The organism is Thermaerobacillus caldiproteolyticus, assembly GCF_013761245.1.
GTDB lineage: Bacteria > Bacillota > Bacilli > Bacillales > Anoxybacillaceae > Thermaerobacillus > Thermaerobacillus caldiproteolyticus.
This window is the reverse complement of the sequence record NZ_JACDUT010000005.1, coordinates 235,024-254,945: the sequence shown is the minus strand read 5'-3', so window position 1 is coordinate 254,945 and position 19,922 is coordinate 235,024. Positions and strand designations below refer to the sequence as shown.

At 39.9% G+C, this 19,922-nt stretch carries 20 protein-coding genes and 1 riboswitch; of the genes, 8 read left to right on the top strand and 12 right to left on the bottom strand.

Annotated features, from left to right (window positions below; all coding sequences use genetic code 11):
- Positions 1-539 precede the first annotated feature (539 nt).
- The 6 genes from HNR31_RS09945 to HNR31_RS09920 all read right to left on the bottom strand — a co-directional run bounded on the left by HNR31_RS09945 (position 540) and on the right by HNR31_RS09920 (position 6,791).
- Entirely contained in the window at positions 540-1,352 is an 813-nt protein-coding gene (locus HNR31_RS09945; protein ID WP_181556081.1) for an ABC transporter ATP-binding protein, read from the bottom strand.
- Between the two features lie 74 nt (positions 1,353-1,426).
- Positions 1,427-2,437: an NAD(P)/FAD-dependent oxidoreductase gene (locus HNR31_RS09940; RefSeq protein WP_181556080.1), complete on the bottom strand. Its 1,011-nt coding sequence runs from the start codon at positions 2,435-2,437 to the stop codon at positions 1,427-1,429.
- A 20-nt stretch (positions 2,438-2,457) separates the two neighbouring features.
- Complete coding sequence (locus tag HNR31_RS09935; RefSeq protein ID WP_181556079.1) at positions 2,458-3,477, bottom strand: FecCD family ABC transporter permease; 1,020 nt, start codon at positions 3,475-3,477, stop codon at positions 2,458-2,460.
- Complete coding sequence (locus HNR31_RS09930; RefSeq protein WP_374058304.1) at positions 3,474-4,454, bottom strand: FecCD family ABC transporter permease; 981 nt, start codon at positions 4,452-4,454, stop codon at positions 3,474-3,476. Before HNR31_RS09930 ends, HNR31_RS09935 begins: the two co-directional genes overlap by 4 nt.
- A gap of 235 nt (positions 4,455-4,689) precedes the next feature.
- On the bottom strand, positions 4,690-5,682 hold the full coding sequence (locus HNR31_RS09925; protein WP_220129479.1) for an iron-hydroxamate ABC transporter substrate-binding protein: 993 nt from the start codon (positions 5,680-5,682) through the stop codon (positions 4,690-4,692).
- Between the two features lie 146 nt (positions 5,683-5,828).
- A complete protein-coding gene (locus HNR31_RS09920) occupies positions 5,829-6,791 on the bottom strand; it encodes an iron-hydroxamate ABC transporter substrate-binding protein (RefSeq protein WP_181556076.1) in 963 nt (320 codons plus the stop codon).
- 346 nt (positions 6,792-7,137) lie between these two features.
- Positions 7,138-7,338: riboswitch (cobalamin riboswitch) on the top strand.
- Positions 7,339-7,492: 154 nt separating this feature from the next.
- Here HNR31_RS09920 and metE point away from each other — a divergent pair.
- Positions 7,493-9,781: a 5-methyltetrahydropteroyltriglutamate--homocysteine S-methyltransferase gene (gene metE / locus HNR31_RS09915; RefSeq protein WP_181556075.1), complete on the top strand. Its 2,289-nt coding sequence runs from the start codon at positions 7,493-7,495 to the stop codon at positions 9,779-9,781.
- 19 nt (positions 9,782-9,800) lie between these two features.
- Positions 9,801-10,238, top strand: coding sequence for an acyl-CoA thioesterase (locus HNR31_RS09910; protein WP_181556074.1), 438 nt, complete (start codon positions 9,801-9,803; stop codon positions 10,236-10,238).
- 244 nt (positions 10,239-10,482) lie between these two features.
- Here the strand turns inward: HNR31_RS09910 and HNR31_RS09905 are convergent, their stop codons facing one another.
- Positions 10,483-10,755: a hypothetical protein gene (locus tag HNR31_RS09905; RefSeq protein WP_181556073.1), complete on the bottom strand. Its 273-nt coding sequence runs from the start codon at positions 10,753-10,755 to the stop codon at positions 10,483-10,485.
- A gap of 415 nt (positions 10,756-11,170) precedes the next feature.
- On the opposite strand from HNR31_RS09905, the gene HNR31_RS19110 reads away from it, so the two are divergent.
- The 5 genes from HNR31_RS19110 (at position 11,171) to HNR31_RS09885 (ending at position 14,397) form a co-directional block, all read left to right on the top strand.
- Positions 11,171-11,377, top strand: coding sequence for a helix-turn-helix domain-containing protein (locus HNR31_RS19110; protein ID WP_309505671.1), 207 nt, complete (start codon positions 11,171-11,173; stop codon positions 11,375-11,377).
- A gap of 24 nt (positions 11,378-11,401) precedes the next feature.
- Positions 11,402-11,878: an IclR family transcriptional regulator gene (locus HNR31_RS09900; RefSeq protein ID WP_309505665.1), complete on the top strand. Its 477-nt coding sequence runs from the start codon at positions 11,402-11,404 to the stop codon at positions 11,876-11,878.
- Between the two features lie 177 nt (positions 11,879-12,055).
- Positions 12,056-12,313: a FeoA family protein gene (locus HNR31_RS09895; protein ID WP_181556072.1), complete on the top strand. Its 258-nt coding sequence runs from the start codon at positions 12,056-12,058 to the stop codon at positions 12,311-12,313.
- The gene (locus HNR31_RS09890) at positions 12,300-13,034 is read left to right on the top strand and encodes a FeoB small GTPase domain-containing protein (RefSeq protein ID WP_181556071.1); all 735 of its coding nucleotides are present in this window, start codon (positions 12,300-12,302) and stop codon (positions 13,032-13,034) included. The genes HNR31_RS09895 and HNR31_RS09890 overlap by 14 nt, the downstream gene beginning before the upstream one ends.
- Positions 13,003-14,397, top strand: coding sequence for a ferrous iron transporter B (locus HNR31_RS09885; protein ID WP_181556070.1), 1,395 nt, complete (start codon positions 13,003-13,005; stop codon positions 14,395-14,397). The genes HNR31_RS09890 and HNR31_RS09885 overlap by 32 nt, the downstream gene beginning before the upstream one ends.
- Positions 14,398-14,507: 110 nt before the next feature.
- Here the strand turns inward: HNR31_RS09885 and HNR31_RS09880 are convergent, their stop codons facing one another.
- The 5 genes from HNR31_RS09880 to HNR31_RS09860 all read right to left on the bottom strand — a co-directional run bounded on the left by HNR31_RS09880 (position 14,508) and on the right by HNR31_RS09860 (position 18,295).
- Positions 14,508-15,143 carry a histidine phosphatase family protein gene (locus HNR31_RS09880; RefSeq protein ID WP_181556069.1) on the bottom strand — a complete coding sequence of 212 codons (636 nt, stop codon included), beginning with the start codon at positions 15,141-15,143 and terminating at the stop codon, positions 14,508-14,510.
- Positions 15,144-15,170: 27 nt separating this feature from the next.
- The gene (locus HNR31_RS09875) at positions 15,171-16,190 is read right to left on the bottom strand and encodes a S66 peptidase family protein (RefSeq protein WP_181556068.1); all 1,020 of its coding nucleotides are present in this window, start codon (positions 16,188-16,190) and stop codon (positions 15,171-15,173) included.
- Between the two features lie 368 nt (positions 16,191-16,558).
- Positions 16,559-16,753, bottom strand: a complete 195-nt coding sequence (locus HNR31_RS09870; protein ID WP_181556067.1) for a hypothetical protein — start codon at positions 16,751-16,753, stop codon at positions 16,559-16,561.
- Between the two features lie 124 nt (positions 16,754-16,877).
- A complete protein-coding gene (locus HNR31_RS09865; RefSeq protein ID WP_181556066.1) occupies positions 16,878-17,153 on the bottom strand; it encodes an AbrB/MazE/SpoVT family DNA-binding domain-containing protein in 276 nt (91 codons plus the stop codon).
- A 728-nt stretch (positions 17,154-17,881) separates the two neighbouring features.
- Positions 17,882-18,295 carry a hypothetical protein gene (locus tag HNR31_RS09860; protein ID WP_181556065.1) on the bottom strand — a complete coding sequence of 138 codons (414 nt, stop codon included), beginning with the start codon at positions 18,293-18,295 and terminating at the stop codon, positions 17,882-17,884.
- Between the two features lie 533 nt (positions 18,296-18,828).
- Here HNR31_RS09860 and HNR31_RS09855 point away from each other — a divergent pair.
- A complete protein-coding gene (locus HNR31_RS09855; RefSeq protein WP_181556126.1) occupies positions 18,829-19,770 on the top strand; it encodes an LCP family protein in 942 nt (313 codons plus the stop codon).
- The last annotated feature ends 152 nt before the right edge of the window (positions 19,771-19,922 follow it).

The window sequence follows — 19,922 nt, the reverse complement described above, 5'->3', positions numbered from 1 at the left end:
CAAATCACCTTTTTTGCGGTCATTCCGAACATATGTGCCAACAGGAATATTTCGTATAGATTGTCTTTGAGAACGGAAGGTAGGGAGTTGTGACAGGAAAGAGGACTGTCACGTAACCTCTTTCCTCCATCATGCTCCCAGCTGACCGAAACAGAAAACCAAGCTATGCGTCACGTATTCAGGACCGGGACGGAATATAGAGCTTAGTCAACTTCTCTTTAGTAGAAGCATTTCCCCAAGAAACTCCTTACTTCAAAGTGGGAGTAGTGTAAATTGTTCAAACGCATCATACCGCATTCTTCATCCCGCTTGCACAGGACAGAAAACCGATTCAATAGAAAATGATTACATTTACAACGTTCATCGTCAAGAAATTTATCATGAGACCACATAAATAATTACGGTGAAATCGAATTTTAATCGTGATTGTTTGAACTAAGACTCATAACAACGCTCATGACACACTGGAGAGGAACACCTCCTCAAAACAAAAACAAGGCTAATTTTCATATAGAAATCAGCCTTGTTTATCTCTTAACCTATACTATTACCGGCTCTTTTTGGGAACGGCTAATCGCATACGGTAAGCATAACGGCAAGCCTGTACGCGGGTCTTGGATGATATCACACTGAATCCCAAATACTTCCTCGATAATATCTGGTTGCATGACTTCCATCGGAGTGCCTGCTTTGACCACCGTTCCTTTTTTAATTGCAATCATATGGTGAGCGTAACGGCTTGCATGGTTTAAATCGTGGACAACCATAACAATCGTTCTCTGCTCTTTTTCATGAAGCTCCTCTAAAAGATTAAGGACTTCTAACTGATGAGCCATATCAAGAAACGTCGTCGGCTCGTCTAAAAACAAAATGGGTGTTTCTTGAGCAAGCGCCATCGCAATCCAAGCTCGCTGCCGTTGCCCGCCCGATAGTTGATCGACAGGACGATAAGCGAATTCTTCCATCCCCGTCGCTTCGATGGCCCAGAGGATCACTTCTTTATCTTTTTGCGTTAACGAACCGAAGCCGCGCTGGTGCGGGAAGCGGCCATATGTCACTAAATCGATGACCGTCATCCCTTCCGGAGCTGTCGGGTTTTGTGGTAAAATCGCCAATTGCTTGGCCACTTCTTTCGTTTTTAATCGATGAATCGCTTTACCATCAAGCAAGACATGCCCGCTTTTTGGCTTCATCAAGCGCGCCATCGTTTTCAAAATCGTCGACTTCCCTGAACCATTCGCCCCGACTAACGCTGTGATTTTATGGGGTGGGATTTCCACATTCAATTGTTTGACAATTAATGTTTGATCGTACGCAATGTCTAAATTTTCGGTTACAATCAAGCGATCCACTTCCTTTCGGTTTTATCTTAATCAGCGAGAAAACACCCATTTTGACATGTGCAGGACGTAGACCAAGACTAAGGTTAATTCGTGACAAACGCTTGATGATGGGTGGAAACCATTGCCATTGGTTGAGCGTTGGGCTCAAGATACATTTTGACGCTATTGACCGCCGTCGGTCCTTCCATAAATCCTCCGGCAATTAACGTTAATTTATTAGGATAGTATACAATATCTCCTGCGGCAAATATGCCAGGGATGTTTGTTTCCATTTTTCCATTAACGACAATGCGCCCTTCCATCATATCAAGTCCCCAGTCTTTGATAGGCCCGAGATCGATGTGAAAACCATGACTAACAATGAGTTCGTCAACCGGTAATTCTACCGTTTCCCCCGTTCCTACATGTTCGATCAGCACTTTTTCGAGAAGGGTTCCTTGTCCGTATAGTTGTTTGACTACATATGGTGTCAACAGTTCCACTGACGAGCGCTTCATGTTCGTCACGCTGCTTTCCAATCCGGAAAATTCTTCACGGCGATGAACGATCGTGACTTTTTCAGCGATGGGCTCCAATTGATGGGCCCAGTCTAACGCTGTATTACCGCCTCCGGAGATAAGTACTCGCTTTCCACGGAAATGTTCTAATGATCCAACTTTATAATGAAGCGTATGCCCTTCGTACTGATCGGCACCATCGATCTCCAGCTTCTGCACTTCCCATGTTCCATGTCCGATCGCAAGAATGACGGTGCGTGTATGATGTTGCTCGCCATTTGTGCTTGTCAACAAAAACGTGCCATCCTTTTGCCTTTCCATATAGGCGATTCGTTGACCTAAGACAATCGTTGGTGCGAATGTTTTGGCTTGCCGCTCTAAATTTTGAATTAACTGCTCCCCGGTAATCTCAGGAATCCCACCAATGTCTCGAATAATTTTCTCGGGGAAAAACCCTCTCACTTTCCCGCCTAACTCTGGCAAACTTTCAATGACTTTCGTTTTTAGCTCGCGCAGCCCACTGTAAAAAGCAGCGAATAACCCGACAGGACCTCCGCCAACAATGGTTACATCATAGAGTTCAAGGTTTCTCTCCATCGTGAAATTCCTCCATACGATTAATGATTGGATCGGGCTAGCAAATACAAGAAATACGGTGCCCCGATGATCGCCACGACGATGCCCGCATGAATTTCTGATGGCTGTAGAATCGTACGACCAATCGTGTCGGCGGTCAGTAACAATAAGGCCCCTGCAAGCGCCGAGGCCGGCAGCAAATATTTATGATTTGGCCCGATGAGCCGCCGTGCTAAATGCGGACCAATTAAACCGATAAAACCGATGCCCCCGCTGACAGACACGCAAGCAGCCGCAAGTCCAGCAGCTGCTGCTAGCAGTTTTACTTGTTCTTTTGAAACAGACGCACCAAGTCCTGTGGCGACGTTGTTTCCAAATGATAACACATCAAGTACGAGTGCTTTATAATACACAAAAGCAAATAAGACGACGATCCAAGGTAAAAGCGCTAACACGTAATCCCACGTCGTACCCCAAATGCTTCCAGCTAGCCATACCGCCACAAATTGATAAAGTTCCCGGCTTAGTCGAAGAGAAAGAACCGTCATGAGCGCACTCAATCCTGCCGCAACTGCCACTCCTGTTAAAACGAGACGTGTTGGTAATAGCCCTTCATATTTTTGATAAGACAATCCAAACACAAGAGCAGCCGCTAACAAACTGCCGATAAACGCAAGGACTGGTAAAAACAAAACGGGAACATCCAAATGTGTTGGGAAAAATGACAAATATAAAACGACCATTAAACCAGCCCCGTGCGAAATTCCTAAAATACTCGGATCCGCTAAAGCATTGCGGGAAATGCCCTGCATAATGCACCCCGATACGGCCAATCCTGCTCCGGCAAGAAGGGAAATCACAATACGAGGCAAACGAAATTCAAACAAAATCAACTGTTGCTTTTCATTTCCCATTCCAAACAGCGTTTGAAACACTTCAAGCGGGGATAGCCGACTGAAACCTGTGTTCATACTTATCACAAACACAATAAGAATCAGAACAGAAAAAGTAGCAAGTATGGAAAAACGCTGAAGATTCTTTCGCCGCTCCACTCCATTCATGAAATTTCCCTCCTTCCTTTTCGGGACACGTAGAGGAAGAACGGAACACCAATAAGCGCAAATAACACACCAATTGGTGTTTCATAAGGAGGATTGATCATTCTTGCACCAATATCAGCAATAATCATGAATCCTCCTCCGATTACGGCCGAACAAGGAATAATCCAGCGATAATCCACGCCAACGAAAAATCGTGCAAAGTGCGGAACGACAAGTCCGACAAAACCAATCGGTCCGACCGCAGATACAGACACTCCTGCTAAGAGAAGCACAATGATTGTACCGACCATTTTTACCAAGACCGTTTTTTGTCCCAATCCTGTCGCTACTTCATCTCCTAGGCTTAAGAGCGTAATCGAACGCGATAAAAGCAATGCTCCAACTAAGGCAATGACAAGCCACGGGGTCATCACTTTCAATTGGCTCCATTTCACACCAGCCACTCCGCCTGCATACCAAAATGCTAACTCTTGACTTAACTGAAAATGAATCGCAATTCCTTCGCTCAGCGCCGTTAACAATGCACTAACTGCTGCTCCCGCTAACACAAGACGAACCGGCGTTAAGCCACCCCGGGCAAGCGAACTAATCCCGTATACAAGTCCTGCCGCAACAGCTGCTCCTAAGAAGGAAAATAGAATCAAAGAATTATAGGATAATCCTGGTAAAAACGCAAAACAAACTGCTACCATCAATGCGGACCCAGCATTTAAACCTAAAAGTCCGGCATCAGCAAGCGGATTTCGCGTCATCCCTTGCATGATCGCACCCGCCACCGCAAAGCTAGCACCTACTAAAACATCCGCAAGTGCCCGTGGCAGACGCAAATCTCGAATAATCGCATGTTCCGTCTGATTCGAATTATAATGAACAATCGCTTCCCATACCGTCGAAAGATGAATATTGGCAGCACCGACGGAAATGGATAATGCGATTCCAAAAACGATAGCCAAAACTCCAACGACGAGCACCATCATCGCGACCCACGTCCGCGAATGCTGATTTACTGTATCGTTTTTCATGATTTCCACCTATTTTCTCTTCATCTATAATAAGTGCAAAAAGAAGAACGCTTTTCTGCTATGGTCGGCAAGATTTTTCTTGCCGACCCGAATGAAAGCATGCTGACCATAGCGGACAAAATTCATTTGTCCGGCTTCATTCGGAATGATTAGCAGAAAAGCTTGTTGGTTTCATATATGTCATACTGTACTATTTTTTATTATGGGAAAGCAATGTGTCTACGACAAGATCAAGCTGATGTTCCAGCGAAATAGCGTCGGTGAACCATACATCTTCAAGTTTCATCTTGTATAAGTGATTATTTTTGACAGCTTTTAAATTTTTCCAGATCGCACTATTTTTCATTTCTTTTTCGATTTGATCCGTTCCCTCTGTCCGATATACTGTCCAAAACATATGATCGGCTTCATAAGAAGGCAATGCTTCTAGAGAAATCGTTTTCCATTGTTGTGGACCTTCGATAACTTCTTTGTTCGTCTTTTTCGGTGGAGTTAATTGTAACGCATTATAGATGATTTGTCCTGCTCGTCCAAAATTTGAGCCAAACACAACAAAATCTTTTCCTGATAATTCATAAATACCAACTGTTTCATTTTTTCCAATAACTCCATGTAACTTTTCACGAGCGGCAGCCGCTTTTTTATCAAACTGTTTGATCCAATTTTCTGCTTTCTCTTTCTTTCCAAGAACATCTCCAAACACACGCATTTCTTCCTGAATGCCTTTGTAATGTCCAAACGGAATAACGACAGTTGGCGCAATTTTTGATAGCTGTTCATATTGATCATCTAAATAGACAATAATTAAATCAGGCTTTAATTCCGCTACTTTCTCAAGCGAAATTGGATTTCCGACATTTTCAATTCCCTTCATTTGATCTTCTGTAATATAAGGATTTTTCAGCAACGGATTTGTAACCGCAATCGGTTTTACTCCGAGCGCTAGTGCATTCCCTAAAAATTCATACGGCATAACGACACGTTTCGGATGAGTAGGAATCTTTACTTCCTTTCCATTCGCCATTTTAAATGTTTGAGTTGTTGCTTCTTCTGTCTTTGTCTGTTTTTCCTTTTCAGCCGCATTGTTTCCCTCTTGGTTTCCGCATGCGCTAAGCATAATGAGAAAAATAAGTAACATGACCCCTGCAAACAAAAATCTTTTCTTTTTGAACACTTGCTTCATCTCCTATCACAATTATATTGATATTATTTATTGTAAATAAAAACTCCTTGACAAGTCCATTCATTTTCTACTTTCTCCACAGCTGGTTATATAACTTTGTCCAGCCATGGATATTATGTCTACTTTTGAAAATACTATAGTTCGAATTATTTCTGGCTATGAGATAACAGCGTATCTACGATAATATCGATTTGGCCTTCAATAGCAATAGGATCATAATAATACATCTTGTCTAAATCCATTTCATAGAAATGACCGTTTTTTACAGCATCGAGATTTTTAAAGATGGGACTGTTCTTCATCTCATTGATTACACTATCCTCTGTATCATATACCGTAAAAAACATATGATCCGCAGCATATTCAGGTAATACTTCTAACGAAATCTGCTTAGGCGGTGTTCCCTTTTTAACCATTTCTTTAACCTTTTTCGGTGGATTCAGCTGAAGAGCATTATAGAGAACTTGTCCACCTCTTCCCCAGTTGGCACCTAACACATAAAAATCTTTTGAATGCAATTCATAAATACCTACTGTCTCATCTTTACCAATGACCCCTGCTATTTTTTCCCGAGCTTTTTCAGCTTTTTTCTCAAATCTCTTGATCCATTCCTCTGCTTCCTTTTTCTTGCCCAAAAGATTTCCAAATGCTCTTATATCTTCGCGAACATCATTGTTATATGTACCATAAGGAATGAGAACTGTTGGAGCAATTTTTGATAACTTATCGTATATTTCGGAATCTGAAGTAATGATGAGATCTGGATTAAGTTCTGTAACTTTTTCAAGTGAAATAGGAGTCCCAATATCTTTAATTCCAGAAAGCTGATCTTTTGTAAGAAATGGGTTTTTTAACTCATAATCAGTTGCCCCAACAGGTTTTTTTCCAAGAGCTAAAATTTCACCTAAATATAAGTCCGTTACAATTCTCTTTGGATTTTTGGGAATTTCAACTTCTTTTCCATTCACCATTTTATATGTTCTTGTTTCTTTTTCTTCTGTCTTCGCCTGTTTTTCGTGTCCAGACGCAGTTTGCCCCCCTTGATTACCGCATGCTCCCATTAACAAAAGGAGCAGGAGAGAACATACTAGCAACAATCTCTTTTTCAAATTATCCCCCCTTTATAAATGAAATTAATTATCAAAACCATAAATAATGATAATCATTATCATTAAACTTGTCAATTAAAAATTTTATATCCATTCAACTCTCCCTCCCCTGTTGAATAAAGTTTTTTATATCCTTAAATAACATTAGACTCAGCATATAGATGCATTTGATTGTAGAAGATAAATTCAATTTACTGTACTTGAGCAATTTACAATTCCGAAAAGAACATGAGCTGATTCCTTGATTAGAAATAATGTCCCGCTTAAGAAAAATGCTGAAACAAAATTTTTGTTGAAAAAACAGAAAAAATCATTTATTCTGAATTTCATAAATCAATTTCATATAGTTCAAGTTCACGCAACAGGTGTGACATAGTCGGAATCCCTTCTATGTCGCTTAAAAGGGAAGTTTGGTGAAAATCCAACACGGTCGCGCCACTGTGATGGGGAGTTGTCTATCATCATCCACTGTTTCTTGTATGAAATGGGAAGGAGATAGCCAACGATGATCCTAAGTCAGGAGACCTGCCTGTTGTATGCACTTACGACCTACGCGTCATAGGGAGGAGTGAGGATCATGATGTTGGGGCACTTTGCATATCTCAACACAAGTTAGTCATCTCTCACCCCTCTTACTTTACTGCGGAAAAGAGGGATTTTTTATTTGTGTTGAGATATAAATTCACTTGGAGGTGCTCATATTGGCCGTTTTTAGTTCAAATCTTGGTTATCCGCGAATTGGTGAACGCCGTGAATGGAAAAAAACACTAGAATCATTTTGGAATGGAGCCATATCTGAAACCGAATTGTATGACACGATGAAGCGGCTTCGGCTTCGTCATGTACAAAAACAGATGAAAAAAGGAATTGATCTTATTCCTGTTGGTGATTTTTCATTGTACGACCATATGCTTGATATGGCATTTATGTTCGGATATATTCCTTCGAGATTCCAACATATGAGCCGCGGTTCATTGGAAACATATTTCGCCATGGCCAGAGGAGCTAAACACCAAAGCGCATTGGAAATGACGAAATGGTTTAACACAAACTATCATTACATCGTTCCTGAACTTGAAAACACAACTCCTATCTTGGTAGAAAACCGACTGTTGCATCTTTACGAAGAAGCCAAACAGGAACTGAATATCGATACAAAACCAGTTATGTTAGGTCCAATTACATTTTTATTACTTTCAAAAAAATACGATCATAACGATTTCAAAACCCATCTGTCTTCTTTAATTCCTATTTATATTCAAGTGTTAAAAGAATTGTATGAGGCTGGAGTATCATGGGTTCAAATTGACGAACCGATTTTAGTACAGGATATAGATGAAACGATCATTCGCTTCTTTCATGACGTATACGATGCATTTCATGCGGCACTTCCTTCTCTTCACATTATTTTGCAAACGTATTACGAAAGCATTTCTCATTATAAAGAAATCGTATCATTGCCTGTGGCCGGAATTGGTTTAGATTTTGTTCATGACGAAGGCATAAACGTATCACATATGAGAAAATGGGGGTTCCCGGATGATAAAGTTCTTGCTGCCGGAATCATTGATGGACGAAATGTATGGAAGTCATCGCTTGAAGCAAAAGCAAACTTCATCGATCACCTCGCTCATTATATTGATGTAGATCGCCTAATCATTCAGCCATCATGCAGCTTATTGCACGTTCCTGTTACAGTTCAACATGAACAATCATTGCCGCCACTGCTGAAAGAAGCACTTGCGTTTGCTGATGAAAAGTTGGATGAGGTATACGAACTTACTCAATATGTAAAAGGAGATCGGACAATTGACGATTTTCGACATTACGATCGCCATTATCAATCATTTGTCATGTCCTCATCCCGGAATGTACAAAGCGTCCAAGAAGCGCTGGCGAATATCGAAACATATCCGACAAAACGAATCGACTATTCCAAACGGAAACATGATCACAAGAAGCGCTGGAATTTGCCCGTACTACCGACAACCACAATCGGTAGTTTTCCACAAACGAAAGAAATTCGTCAAGCTCGTCTGAAATGGAAAAAAGGCGAATGGACAGAAGAACACTACCAATCATTTATCCGTAAAGAAATCAAAAATTGGATCCATATTCAAGAGAAACTAGATATTGACGTGTTGGTGCACGGAGAGTTTGAACGAACGGATATGGTTGAATTTTTTGGCGAAAAGCTAACCGGGATCGCTTGCACGACAAATGGATGGGTGCAATCATATGGCTCTCGTTGTGTAAGACCCCCGATTATTTTCGGAGATGTCGCTTTTAACAAGCCAATGACGGTAGATGAAACAGCGTATGCGCAAACATTAACTCATAAACCTGTCAAAGGAATGTTGACAGGACCTGTGACGATTTTAAACTGGTCGTTCGTACGAAACGACATAGATCGATTTCATGTTCTTCGTCAGCTCGCTCTGGCAATTCGCGAAGAAGTTCTGGCGTTAGAAAAGAACGGAATCGGCATGATTCAAGTCGATGAGCCAGCATTACGCGAAGGGTTACCGTTGAAGCGCTCCAAGCGGACACGATATTTAGAAGCAGCCGTTGAGGCATTTCGCTTAGCGACTTGTTCCGTTCAGCCCGAAACACAAATTCATACACATATGTGCTATTCTCAGTTTGAAGATATCATCGAGGCCATTGACGCTCTTGACGCGGATGTCATCTCAATAGAATCTTCACGAAGCCACGGAGAACTCGTTCATTCCTTTGAAATTTATCGGTATGAAAGAGAAATCGGTTTAGGTGTCTATGACATCCACAGCCCACGCATTCCAACAATCGAAGAAGTTGGCGAAAATATAGAACGGGCATTGCAAGTACTAGACCATCATCAGTTCTGGGTAAATCCTGACTGCGGATTAAAAACGCGAAATGCGGAGGAAGCAATAGCTGCTTTAAAAGTAATGGTCGAAGCAGCAAAGATATACCGCCAAAAACTCGTAACCAAAACGGTCTCTCAATAAATTATGGAGGGAAAAAGAAATGGGGGTTCCTATTCAACAGTCCAGAACAGTTCAAACACGCCTCGTCCTTCCTTCCAACACGAATCATTTAGGGACCATTTTCGGCGGCACCGTTTTGGCTTATATTGATGAGATTGCGGCAATCGCTGCAATGCGCCATGCCCGAAAGGCGGTAGTTACCGCATCGATTGACAAAGTAGACTTTATTTCATCGGCAAAAGTAGGAGATATTTTGAAACTAGAAGCATTTGTCTTTTCCACTGGAAGGACATCTATGGAAGTATTTGTGAAAGTAGAAACAGAAGACTTATTTACTGGAGAACATCACTTAACAACAACATGCTTTCTAACAATGGTTGCGATTGATCAAAATCGAAAACCAACCCCTGTACCAAAAGTCGTTGTCAATGATACAGAAAAAGCATTCATTGAATCCATCAAAAAGCAAAGACAATAGAGAAGAAAACTTGAGCTGTCTATGAGACAGCTCAGTTTTTATAATCAAATATATGCCAAACATAAGTCCATGCTGCTTTATACCTCTTCCAAAAGATGGGCAATCTTAAAAACATGAGATCCACTGCGAACAATGACGTTCTCCGGATTATGTTTGAAACAATTTATTGCTTTTCCACTCATTGTTTCATCTCCGGCTTTTGGTTCAAAAAGTCAAAGCATCATCTAGTAGGTATTTTCGATCATCACCCGAACAACATTGAAAGCAGAAGTGCAGATGTAAACGATGTGATTATTTGCTTTCCTGATAATAACAGTGACTCCCTTATCCCTAATTCCTTCGCAATCGTCCAAAAGATAACCGCGCATTCACTGTAAGTGGAAGCGAGATAAACGTCAAGAAATAGCTGAAATGTCGACATCGTCGTCAACAACACCTGATTTTCCTCATTAAACAGCAAAATGCCATCTTTGCGAATCATTGAAAAAACAAGACCGACAGCGGTTTCAGTCGGCAAATTCAGCCATTAAACGAGCGGTGCAAACAACAAAATTATCTCAATAAAATCGAATGTGAGCACCTTGTCAGGCTACTTTTCTACGCTGGAAAAATAATCTAGATTTTTGCACAAGTTCTGGGCAATCAATTCATTCTTGCTTTTCAACCAAAAGACGTCATTGATAAAGTGATTCACAAAGGACTGGCTCCCTATACTTCCAAAACGATTACTTCCTCTGAAATATTTCAAGACAAATGAAAGCAAATGAAAAAGCAGGAATATGCGCTAAGCATCAAGGAGCTCCATAAAGAATTGCCTCCATTAGTGCACCGATCTTGAACCAAAACAATCGGGTTCTATATTCTGTTTCCATTTCCGATCCAATGAATAAATAGAGACTCTATTCCTAAATTAACGAAATTCGTTATGAAAACTGAAGCAGCGCTGTCTAAAAAACGGATTACGAATTCTTCATCTGCTTTCCACAAGCAAACCTGAATTAGGAATTACAGAAACTTCAAATTCAGATGGCTTGAATAAAAGCACCGTTCATCGTTTAATGAAAACTTTAGAAAAAGAAGGATTCGTGTTGAAAGAAATCAAAAGACGCGCGAATATCAGCTGGGGCTTTCACTTTTAACTTTAAGTGGAATTATTAGCCGAGATGCTCTCCCATCATCTAGGAGAAGCCGCACACATTTCCGTCTTAGAAGGAACGAGCACCATCTACTTGCATAAAGTGCAATGCAAACATCCCGTACGCTTACTTTCACACGTTGGAAAAAATAATCCTTGCTCTTGTACAAGTTCTGGAAAAGTTATCATTGCCTTTCAGTCCGAAGGCATTATCCAGCAGGGCCTCCCGCATTGCGGACCTAATTCGATCACCTCCCCTACCCAATTTCGTCACAACCTAGAAGAAATCCGCCAAAAAGGGTATGCTGTTTGCATTGACGAATTACACGAAGGAGTCATCAGCATCGCAGCTCCCATTCGCGATTACTCGGGTGAGGTGGTCGCTGCTGTAAGCGTTGTCGGACCGAAACAACGCATTCTCTCCAATGATACTCCGCGTTTTGTTGAACATGTTTGCAGAGCAGGACAAGAGATCTCGAATTTGCTTGGTTATTATGAGTGGTAAGTACATATAGAGAAAAACCTCCCCTTCGTTTACGTTCTTTACTAGCGAATCAGGGAGGTTTTTTACTTCATAAAAAATAATTGACAAAATGACATTCATTGAATAAGATAAAATTAAAATTTGGCCTAGGGAAAAATTATAATCTTTGTACAAATTATTGATAAGGGGGAAACTATTGTGGCTCCAACAAAATTTGATCGTTTGTCGGAGGCAGAACCGGGAGAACGTTTTCGCATTGAGAAGCTGGATATAGAGGGAACGATGAAACGGAGATTGCTTGATTTAGGATTTGTGCCGGGGTGTGAAGTGACGGTACTGCAAAAAAGCCCGTTAGGAGATCCGACGGCTTATAAAGTAAGCAATACGACGATTGCGTTACGAATAGAAGAAAGTTCGAATATTTATGGGGAGAGGATACGCGATGACAACGAATGAATATACGATTGCGCTTGCAGGAAATCCGAATACAGGAAAAAGCACATTATTCAATTTGTTAACTGGATTGCGACAACATACGGGAAACTGGCCGGGAAAAACGGTTGTTCATGCGGAAGGATTTTTTACGTATAAAGATAAACAATATAAAATCATTGACCTTCCGGGAACGTATTCCTTATATTCAAATTCGGCTGATGAAGAAGTGGCGCGAGACTTTATTATTTTTGAAAAGCCTGATGTCACCATTGTTGTTTTAGATGCAACGGCGCTTGAGCGCAATTTAAACTTGGCACTCCAAGTACTAGAAATGACCAATCGCGTGATTGTATGTGTCAATTTGATGGACGAAGCAAAAAAGAAGGGCATCCGCATTGACATTGCTAAACTAGCGAAAAAATTAGGAGTCCCTGTTGTGCCGATTTCTGCGCGCAATGAAGAAGGCATCGACGAGTTGCTCGACACCATTGACCTTATGATTCGTGGAGCAATCCAAACAAAACCAATTGTCATTCCATATAGTCGCTCGATCGAAGAAAAAATTGCAAAACTTCTCCCTCTCGTTAAAGAAATCGTTGGCGACAAGTATCCTGCTCGATGGATAGCGCTCCGTTTGCTAGATGGCGACACATCCCTTCTTGATGCTTTAAAACAAGAAAATCACCATTCATTCAAGGAGGTGGCTAGGTATGCGAGTAACCGTTCCGCCAAATCCGTTTGATCATCTGATGAAATATGCCCAAACATTATCAAACGGAGATACGAGAGAACAAATTGTCTCGGCGATCTTTCGAACCTCACAAGAGATTTGCAATGAAACCGTCACATATACAAAACCAAGCAAGCAATATGAGACAGAACGGCTGGATCGCATTGTGACCTCCAAGCTATGGGGATTCCCGATTATGCTTGCTATGTTAGCGGTTGTTATCTACTTAACGATTGCTGGAGCCAATATTCCTTCTTCGATGTTAGCGAATTTCTTTGGATGGATCGAAGGATATTTAACGTTCGCGTTTGAAAAACTTCATGCACCTGATTGGCTATATGGTATTTTAGTATTAGGCTTATATCGCGGAACAGCTTGGGTCGTCAGCGTCATGTTGCCGCCGATGGCCATTTTCTTCCCAATCTTTGCTTTATTAGAAAACTATGGATATCTTCCTCGTGTTGCCTTTAATATGGATCGATTATTTAAAAAATCAGGAGCACATGGAAAGCAATCGTTGACGATGGCGATGGGATTTGGCTGTAATGCGGCGGCTATTATGTCAACACGAATCATCGAATCTCCTCGTGAACGAATGTTGGCGATTTTAACCAATAACTTCGTTCCATGTAATGGAAGATGGCCGACGCTTATCTTGCTTGCTTCCTTATTCATGGCAGCCGGTTATACAGGCGGATGGAAAACATTTGTCACAGCCGGTGTCGTCGTTGCGATGGTGTTATTTGGAATCGTTGTTACTCTTACCGTTTCATGGGTGTTATCCAAAACGGCGTTGCGCGGCGTACCGACTCACTATACGTTAGAACTTCCGCCATATCGGCGCCCAAAAATATGGGATACAATTGTTCGTGCGACATTGGATAAATCCGTTTATGTATTAAAACGAGCGGTGGCCGTTGCTGCTCCTGCTGGTGTTCTTACATGGATACTAGCGAACATTCATATCGGCAATACTACCGTGCTTGCCTATATCGCTCATTCGCTTGACCCGTTTGCACATCAGCTTGGGCTCGATGGATATATTTTAATGGCATTTATTTTAGGGTTACCTGCCAATGAAATCGTGTTGCCGATTTTGTTAATGGGGTATTTATCCACAGGGGCACTCACCGAAGTGGATAGTCTTCACGATCTGAAACAAATTTTTCTCGATCATGGCTGGACATGGCTAACTGCATTGAATATGATGCTATTCTCCTTGCTTCACTATCCTTGCGGCACGACATTAATCAACATTTACAAAGAAACGAAGAGCAAAAAATGGACGTTTATCGCTTTTGCTCTCCCGACCGGAATTGCGATTGCGGTGACATTTTTAACAACACACATTATACAGTGGCTCGGACTCATCTAAACATAAACCATCATTCTGCAAGAGAAAAACTCAAACCAAGAGGCAAAACCGCTCTCTTTTCTCTAAAAGGAGAGCGGTTTATCTCTTTTTTCAAGCTATAAATATATAATCTATTTCTTCTTCACTACTCCCATATCCATTTCTAAGTGAGACACATCTCCTTCCACGACAAATGTAAACGTATCATGATCCACTTGAACAATCGTTACACTTGTTCCATGTATAAATGGAGGTGCCCATAATTGTTCAAGCGGCAAGTTTTTCAGACGGGCAATTAACGATTTTAGCACGACTGCATGTGTGACAATCAAGACGTTTCCTGACTGATGATGTTCAATGATTCGTTGTATCGCTGCAAACGCTCGGTTTTGCACGTCAATAAAACGTTCTCCGCGCTTTGGCGAGTATAAATGCGGCTGATTCCAAAAGTGATCAAAAGCGATGGGATCGAACTGCATAATTTCCTCATGCGTTTTCCCTTCCCAGTCACCAAGATAAATTTCCCGCAAATGTTCATCTTGATAAATGGGAATAAGGCGTTCTCCCCGAATGAGTTGTGCGGTTTTCACAGCACGCCCGCTTGTGCTTGTATAAATCCCTGCAAATTCAATAGATTCTAGCCGTTTGCCAAGCATAATCGCATCCTTTTTTCCTTTTTCGGTTAACGGCGAATCTTGCCATCCTTGCATCCGCTTTTCTATATTCCATTCCGTTTCCCCATGTCTTGTAAAATATAATGTAAGCATTATTTCTCCTCCATTCTGTTTATTTGTTTATTCATCCACTGCCGCCTCGAGAAATCGGAAGGTGATCTCTCCTTCTTTACTTGCCTTGAGTTCTGCGTTGATTCCGTTTGGTAAAATAGCCATTGGATCGGTATGGCCAAAATCAGCATGATAAACAATCGGAAAATCATAACCGCGCGTCGAGCGCAGCAAGATCTCCTCCAAAAGGGATTGATCTTCTTTGAATCCAACTAACGGATGAAATCTTCCGATCACAAGCCCTTGAATTCGTTCAAAAATACCCATTTGCCGCATTTGCGTCAAATAGCGATCAATCGAAGCCGGCGTTTCTTCTTCATCATCCTCAATACAAAGGATGGCACCGTCCACATTTGGGAAATACGGCGTACCCGCCAGTAAAAGTAAGACTCCCATATTTCCAGCAATGATGTTACCCCTGACATGCCCCGGCTTTAACACTCTCATTCCTTTATTGGGTAAGGACGTTCGTTTTCGATCATCTTCTTGGTCCCAGCGCAGCCGCTCAAAAACCCACATATCTGAATTTTTTATTTCCACTGCTTTCCCCTGCATTAGTACATCTTCGAAATATGTTTTCGTATAATCAAGCAATCCTCCGTATTCGCCAAACTGTGGCAAAATCGCCGGTCCTAAAAACGTAACAAGCCCCGTTTGCTTATAAATTGCTAAATGAAGCGCAGTAATGTCACTGTAGCCCATAAATATTTTTGGATGATGTTTAATAAGGTGATAATCTAAATCCTCTAATAATTGATGAGAGCATGTTCCACCAATCGTCGCAATGATGGCCGTGACCTCAGGATTGGCAAACATCTCATGAAGATCTTCGATTCGCTCCTCCACCGTTCCCGCCATGTACTCATGACGTTTTCGGGCATTCTTTCCGATCATAACCTTAAAACCTAATCGTTTTAGCTCTTCCATTCCTCGCTCCAACCTTCGCGGACATAATGCCGCAATTCCAGACGAAGGAGAAACGATGCCAATCGTATCTCCACGCTGTAACCGTTTTGGCCGAATCAACATGCTTCCTCCTTTCATAACCGCTTTACACAAATGAATTGACATTCTTCATTAAATGTAAGCCGGTAAATATCCAGCTTTCACCTGTCCTTCCTCCACACCTTAATTCTTTTTTATTTACAAAATATCACAGTCACCTTTAAAAAAATGTCGAATGATGTAAAAAACTCTCTGAAAAAAGGAATATTTCAGGAGCATTTTCTTGAAGGAACATTTGTCTTTGAGAAGATGTTTGAATGAAAAGCTGCTATTCCAATAAAAAGTGAAAGAAATGCTGTTCAGCTCAATGTTTAAGCTTTACTACTGTTGAAACACATTAGAAGATCAACATAAAAAAGAACACCTTCTTTACAGCGTTCTGATAAACTCTGTTATTGTTTGTCATTGTTAATTGTAGATGTTCTATTTGCATTTTTAGAAGCAAAAAATCCTGCCATACCGCTGATAAAACTTGGTGCTAAACTCCAAAGAAAGAACCCCCATTTTCCAGTAAACAGGCTCACTGCTAAGAAAAATATTGGAAAACCAATCATTATACCAACAGAAATTTTTTGATATTTATTCATAAGTTTCTCCCCCTTTTTCACTAATATAGTATATGATTTAAAATCAGACCGCTTTTTTCCTTTTATTTAGCAACAATCTTTTCGAAAATAGCCAATAAAAAAGTCCCTGCCAATCGGCAGGGATTTATTGCAATAAACTTTCAATCTCTTTCATGAGTTGCTCCGCACCTTCACGACTTAAAATGATTTTACCGCCAGCAAGCTTCAAGTTGTCGTCAGACACTTTACCTGTAACCATGCAGGTCATGTCTGGCTTATATTTTTGTAAGATAATACAGTCTCCGTCTAAAAAGATTTCTATTGGGTCTTTAATATTAATATTGAGTGTACGACGTAACTCCATAGGAATAACAATGCGACCTAATTCATCCACTTTGCGAACAATACCTGTAGATTTCATTCGTACACCTCCAATGTCATTTTCTACTTTTGTTTCCATGTAAGTAATTGTATAATCGATCCGGAACATGCATCAAGGAACACGCATCAAGAGGAAGAGAAAAATATGAGGGTATTAACTAAAAACACTATTTCACTGGAACTAGCACTGCGCCCAAGTTCGTAACACTCCCAGATGCGGATCACATGAGAGGATTAGATTGAAGGCTTAAAAATCCGTTTATGCTCCTAGAGTAATTCTCAATGCATAAGTGATAAAGTTGACAGACATTAAGAACCAAAAATTGATCATCAAGGCTGCTCACAAAAAGATAGTGTCGTCCTAGATGTTTAAATTAAATAAATTACCACAAAAACTAATAAATAGAATAAAAACGATATTCCCGACAACTATAGGCTTAGCCCCTTTTGATAAACTGTACGGGAGATAAGAGCAATCAAAACTCGGCAGCAGTTATTAGTACAACTGAATCGCTCCGAATTCTTTTAGAAAAAACAGTATACTCTAACAGTCGGGGTATTTTTTAATCATAGACCTAGCAGATGTACACAGCCGATGAATCACCTCTTCGAAAAAGGGAATGTCTGAAAAGTCGTGATATAACCGCTTTTTTAAGAATATTCCCTGTAAATGCTAGAAATTATTAAATTTACAAAGATGCTACTAGATTCAGCCCCGTAATCTTTTCATCTTATTCGAAGCGAATAATCCTGCTCATTTGAGCAGGATTATTTTAATGGGTTTTCCTCAATGAATACAGTTTGACCTTCTGGATCTAATAACTCGACAACATCCAGTTTCAACTTGTTATTATGAGCGTTGGTCCATCCCCAAATACTCATAGCGATTTTTTTGGCAATCTCTTGATCGTTTGTATCAATATGTACAACAGCTTTATTTTCCTCAATTTCTACAACCTTAATGTGTGGATACCAAGTTGTCATACTAAAATTAGTATCCAAATATTCATTTAATTGTCCTGTCGCGTCTATATTAACCGCAAAAGTTTTTTTCTCTTCCGAAGATTGACTTGCAGCAGGCTTATTCTCTTTCTTTTCTTCCTTAGTTGTTTCTCCTCCACTACACCCGGTAATAGCTGCAAAAATGATTGCACTAATAACCAACAACCACCATTTTTTCATTACTATCCCTCCAGCATATACATATACCAATTATATCTATACACCAAACATCCCTTTTTGTATAGCGCTTTCGACAAATAAAAAGTCCCCTCTTAGATGATTTTGTTGTTTCATTTTGCAACCATCCTTACAAGCATTTGTCCAATCAAAGAAATATTACTGGTACCCCTTTACTACAACAGCAAATCAGTAGCCATTATTCGAAATAAACTTTGAAGCCAATTAGAAATTTTTGGAATTGAATACCTCCCTATCACATACTTTGATTCGGATAACGATAGTGAATCGATATATCCAAATAAGCTTCTTTTCGTTAGACCATATAAATAACCAATTAGAAATCATAATAATGTCTACCTCTTGGCAGCTTGTTTTGATAACTCTCAAGAGGATGAATATGCATTCATTCTGTGTTTTCCAACACGTTCATACGTTAACTTTTCTCCTAGTTTTGATTGTTTTCTTCTATATAATCTGATAATTTATTCTTAGTTTCATTAACATGATCGATCATAGAGAGGGTTGCGTTGAATATGAAGAATAAAAGACATGCTAATAGATTAAAAAAACGCAAAAGAAAAAAACTATTAATATTCTTTTTGATTTTAGTTTTATTATTTTTAGGAATACTATTATATATTTTCGTTGAATACCAACAAAGTCTAAAAAACTCTCGAAATAGTTCATCTTTACAACATGAAAATATTGAATTTAAGGGAGTAAAAGATAAATCAAAAAAAATAAATATTTTATTATTTGGTATCGATGCAAGAGGAGAAGAGAAATCTCGTGCGGATACTATTATGATAGCTCAATATGACCCAGAGGCAAAAAAGTTTAAGATCGCATCTATTATGCGGGATTCATATGTTTCTATACCAGGACATGGAAAAGATAAAATTAACGCAGCTCATGCTTATGGAGGACCTGAGCTACTTAGAAAAACGATAAAGGAAAACTTTGGAATTGATGTTGAATATTTTGTATTAGTTGATTTTAAGGGATTTACTAAAGCAATAGATAAGGCTTTCCCTGAGGGAATTGAAATTAATGTAGAAAAAGAAATGTCTAAAGGAATAGGAGTTACACTACATCCGGGTGTTCAAAAACTTCATGGAAAAGAATTGCTAGGGTATGTAAGGTTTAGAAAAGACGCAGAAAGCGACTTTGGCAGAGTACGGAGACAGCAGGAAGTTTTAAAACAAATTGCCGATGAATTTATTAGTATTAAAGGGATAGTAAAATTACCAGGTGTAATAGGTACAATACAGCCTTATATACTAACAAACATGGAATATAAAGAAGTTTTATCGATACTGACTTCATTTCTTTCCAGTAATACAAAAAATATTGACTTCTTTAGAATTCCTATAGACGGATCCTTTGAAAATGTAACATATCCCCAAATTGGTGCTGTACTAGATATAGATATAGAGCAAAATAAAAAAGCTATAAAGAATTTTTTATATAAGTAGAATAAAAAATTGTTCTTTAAATGTAGTTACGAATCAAATAAAAATCCCCTTCAATTTATGAAATTAAATTATTATGTAATCAGCGATAATAAAATGATTCTCCCCCAATTTTGGTGAACACCTCTCGTGGTCATTATAGTAATAAACTATTA